Here is a 3,084-nt window from a genome sequence, read left to right on the forward strand (position 1 = left end):
GCAGGTCATGCATGACTTCCACAACGACGACGCCATCGAGGTTGCATTTGCGCCGTCATTCAGTATTGGAGAGCGTGTGGTCGCGCGCTCGGTAATCCGCAACGACGGTACATACACCGGCAAGAATATGGGCGAGATTCTCGCGAACAGGGGCGACGTAGGCTACGTCACCAGGATCGACACGTTCCTGCAGCGGTTCTACATCTATGCAGTTCACTTCGTTGAAACTGATCACCTGGTGGGCATGCGCGAAAAGGAGCTGTGCACGCTCGACCATCTTCCTGAAGACGTGCTCGCATGTCTGGGCGAGCGGGCCGCCGCTCTTCGCTCGATCGGGCTAGGTAACGCCGACGGCGACCGTGTCGTAGGGGGCGCAGCCTTTGGCGCTCGGAACACCGGGACGATGCATCGGACAATGGAGTCGCTCGAGCCGGCCTATTCGTGAGGCATGAACGTGGGCGCAGGGCACGATATCTACAACGACGGCCGATATCACGACCGGGGCGAAAATGAGTGGTCTTGCGGCGGCGCGCGCCGCGAGATCGCCCGTATCGGGTATGTGACCGAGACCGGCGAGCCGATGTACCTCTTTGACGGGGCTTACGGTCGGCTGCACGGAGGGCGAAACTGTTCCTGCAGCAGTGCGACCATTGCGTAAGGAGACGGGTTGGACCCGTGACGGTTTATGTGTTTGTCGCGGCGGCATTTGTCGCCTGCTGCCAGCGTCGCCGCATTTGCTCGCGCCGTATTGAAAACGATGCACGTTCGTACGGCGCAAATTTCCTAACCGAACAGGAGCATTTACAGTGAAAATCACGATCCGAAAGGATAGCAAAGGCATACTCTGCGCCTATATTCCGAGGACGGATTTGGAGGAGCCGATCGTCTCTATCGCGCGGGCGCGGATGTGGGGCGGGCTCGTCACGCTTGCGAACGGCTGGCAGTTCGAGTTGCCGGAGATGGCGCCCGACACCACGCTTCCGGTCACCGTAGAAGCCCGGCGCTTGGCGGGCGGGCACGACTGACATGGCGCTCACTGCAGATCAGATCCATGCGATAACCGAATTGATTCTGAACGAACCGACGTTGTCGGAAGCCGCGGCAAGTTGGCGCAAGCGCTATCCCAACGTGCGTGTCATCCGGATCAGCGCGGGCGAACTGTACAATGAAAAGCCGGTCTTGGAGTTTCGTGGTCGCCGCGTCTATTTCGCGACGTCGACAGGGGTTTGCGTCTCCGTGACGGCAGAGGCAAGTGAGGCCGATATGCTCATCTTAGCCGAAGAGGGCGCCTACGATGGAGACTGTTGAAATCGCGCTTAGCGAGCCAGCCCGTGAAGCACGAGAGATCGAACTCGTTCATGCCATATTGCAGTTCACGCGCTGGAGCGATGGGCCAATGCTCGCTTCGTTTGAGGCCGCGTTTGCTGGCTCGAGTGGCCGCGCCCGTGCGGAGGCGAGTGACACCGGCGGTACCAGGATTGTGCTGCGAGCGTGCGGCATCGATCCGGGTGACGAAGTGATCTGCGCATCGCACCCGTGGCATCAGGTCGCGCAGGCAAACACATTGGCTGGCGCGGCGCCGGTGTTTGTCGATATTAATTGGTGGAGCGGTTGTCTGGAGGTTGCCACGGCACAGCAGAAGACGGGTAAGAGCACGCGAGCAATTCTCTCTGAGAATGCCAACGGGCGTCTCACTGCCTGGGGACCGTTGCGCGAGCTTGCGGATGAAATCATCCCGGTCTGATCGAGCACGGTACTGAGGCGCTCGACCCACGCTACAGGTGGGTGCCGTGTCGGTTCGCTCGACGACGTATCGGCGTTCGATTCTTTTGGGGTCCTCTGCTCGTTGCGCTGGAAAAGGCGGCATGTTCGTCGCCGACGACGAAAGCTTGGCGTACGAGTTGCGTTACCTGCCTCGCGCTGGGTCGCGGACCGTTAAGTCAGTGCTGGTCGTTGCCTGCGCGTCGTTGCCGCGGGTATGAGCGAAATGACGGCGGCGCTCGGGCCGGCACAGCTGGCGGGGCTCGAGGAACGGCTCCGCCCGGCGCAAGGGAATGGAAGTCCGGATCACGGTCGGGCCGAGGACGTGGAGGAAGTGCGCTGGATGCTTATATCGTGCACCTGGGCAAGCGATTTACCCACAGCGTGCGTGCACCAATGATCGAGGACATGCAGGCTTGTGGGATGGAAACGGCGGCCTACAGCTGTCCTTTTCACCTTCACTACATGAGGGCCGCCAACGCGATCCCGATCCGAGGGGGGCGTGGCTCCTGACGCGGAGCGGATCGGCAACCGGGCGCCAGCGTTGCCGCTGCACACGCAGCTCCGTGCGCACGACGTGAGGAGGTACATCGTCAAGACAATTGAAGGACACCGTGACCAACGTCGGCGCTGGAGCTGCTGTCTGTCCCTCCGGGCGGCTGCAGAATTGCCCGTTTTGTTGCGTTACTTCCGATAATTTTGCGACACACTGGTGCAGATCATCGATTCGTGCTTCTTCCGGGCTGGATAGCCTGCCGTACCCATTGCTGTGCCGCTTCAGCTGCGGCGCAGGAGGTTGCGGCGTTCCGCAGCGGGGTAGTTGCTGAAATGTCCTTCCCGCGCGGCCTGACGGCGTGCCGCCGTGATGATCGCCGTGCTGCGGGCAGGGGCGCACGGCGCACTGACCTGTTTATCCATCGCAGTACTGCGACAGCGCGGACAGCGCGGCGTCGTGCCGGCGCGCACCAGTGCTTCAAAACGCAACCCGCAATTGTGGCATACATAGTCGTAGAGCGGCATGAGAAGTTCTCTTCAGCGCGAAGCATTATCCGGCAAGACGTCACCCGGAATCCGTGGTTGCCCCGGTTGCGCAACGTACCGCCCGGTGACGGGGGACGATGCCCGGGCGGCGTCTCTGAGTCGGCCTACCATGCGCAGCAGCTGCAGTCCGAAATCGGTGGCCATGTCGAATGCGTTGCGCCCGTCGGGCGCCACCAGGCCGTCGCTCGCGCCGAGCGATATCAGCAGCCACATGAGCTCGACCCGGCCGCTGGCGGCGGCCTGCATCAGGCACGTGATGTCGTTCCCGTTCGCGTGATCAAT

The 3,084-nt window shown here is 61.8% G+C and carries 5 protein-coding genes and 1 pseudogene; 4 read left to right on the top strand and 2 right to left on the bottom strand.

What is annotated here, in order from left to right; translation table 11 throughout:
- Nucleotides 1–7: 7 nt before the first annotated feature.
- From GCT13_RS47280 to GCT13_RS50425, 4 genes are all read left to right on the top strand, one after another.
- Nucleotides 8–445, top strand: coding sequence for a nitrogen fixation protein NifZ (locus GCT13_RS47280; RefSeq protein ID WP_152768396.1), 438 nt, complete (start codon nucleotides 8–10; stop codon nucleotides 443–445).
- Between the two features lie 361 nt (nucleotides 446–806).
- A complete protein-coding gene (nifT, locus tag GCT13_RS47290) occupies nucleotides 807–1,025 on the top strand; it encodes a putative nitrogen fixation protein NifT (RefSeq protein ID WP_087740502.1) in 219 nt (72 codons plus the stop codon).
- Nucleotide 1,026: 1 nt separating this feature from the next.
- A complete protein-coding gene (locus GCT13_RS47295) occupies nucleotides 1,027–1,308 on the top strand; it encodes a hypothetical protein (protein ID WP_087740500.1) in 282 nt (93 codons plus the stop codon).
- The gene (locus GCT13_RS50425; protein WP_227747406.1) at nucleotides 1,295–1,744 is read left to right on the top strand and encodes a DegT/DnrJ/EryC1/StrS family aminotransferase; all 450 of its coding nucleotides are present in this window, start codon (nucleotides 1,295–1,297) and stop codon (nucleotides 1,742–1,744) included. Before GCT13_RS47295 ends, GCT13_RS50425 begins: the two co-directional genes overlap by 14 nt.
- A 794-nt stretch (nucleotides 1,745–2,538) precedes the next feature.
- Here the strand turns inward: GCT13_RS50425 and GCT13_RS47305 are convergent.
- Nucleotides 2,539–2,781 (bottom strand): FmdB family zinc ribbon protein, encoded by a 243-nt coding sequence (locus tag GCT13_RS47305; RefSeq protein WP_087740498.1) that lies wholly within the window; start codon nucleotides 2,779–2,781, stop codon nucleotides 2,539–2,541.
- Between the two features lie 12 nt (nucleotides 2,782–2,793).
- Nucleotides 2,794–3,084 (bottom strand): annotated as a pseudogene (locus tag GCT13_RS47310) (ankyrin repeat domain-containing protein); the annotation flags it as partial.

This window comes from Paraburkholderia franconis (genome assembly GCF_009362735.1).
In the GTDB taxonomy this organism is placed as follows: Bacteria; Pseudomonadota; Gammaproteobacteria; order Burkholderiales; family Burkholderiaceae; genus Paraburkholderia; species Paraburkholderia franconis.

Excerpts from the sequence above, each read along its gene's own strand:
- GCT13_RS47280 (WP_152768396.1), top strand. The coding sequence starts at position 8 with ATGCATGACTTCCACAACGACGACGCCATCGAGGTTGCATTTGCGCCG.
- GCT13_RS47295 (WP_087740500.1), top strand. The coding sequence starts at position 1,027 with ATGGCGCTCACTGCAGATCAGATCCATGCGATAACCGAATTGATTCTG.
- GCT13_RS50425 (WP_227747406.1), top strand. The coding sequence starts at position 1,295 with ATGGAGACTGTTGAAATCGCGCTTAGCGAGCCAGCCCGTGAAGCACGA.
- GCT13_RS47305 (WP_087740498.1), bottom strand. The coding sequence starts at position 2,781 with ATGCCGCTCTACGACTATGTATGCCACAATTGCGGGTTGCGTTTTGAA.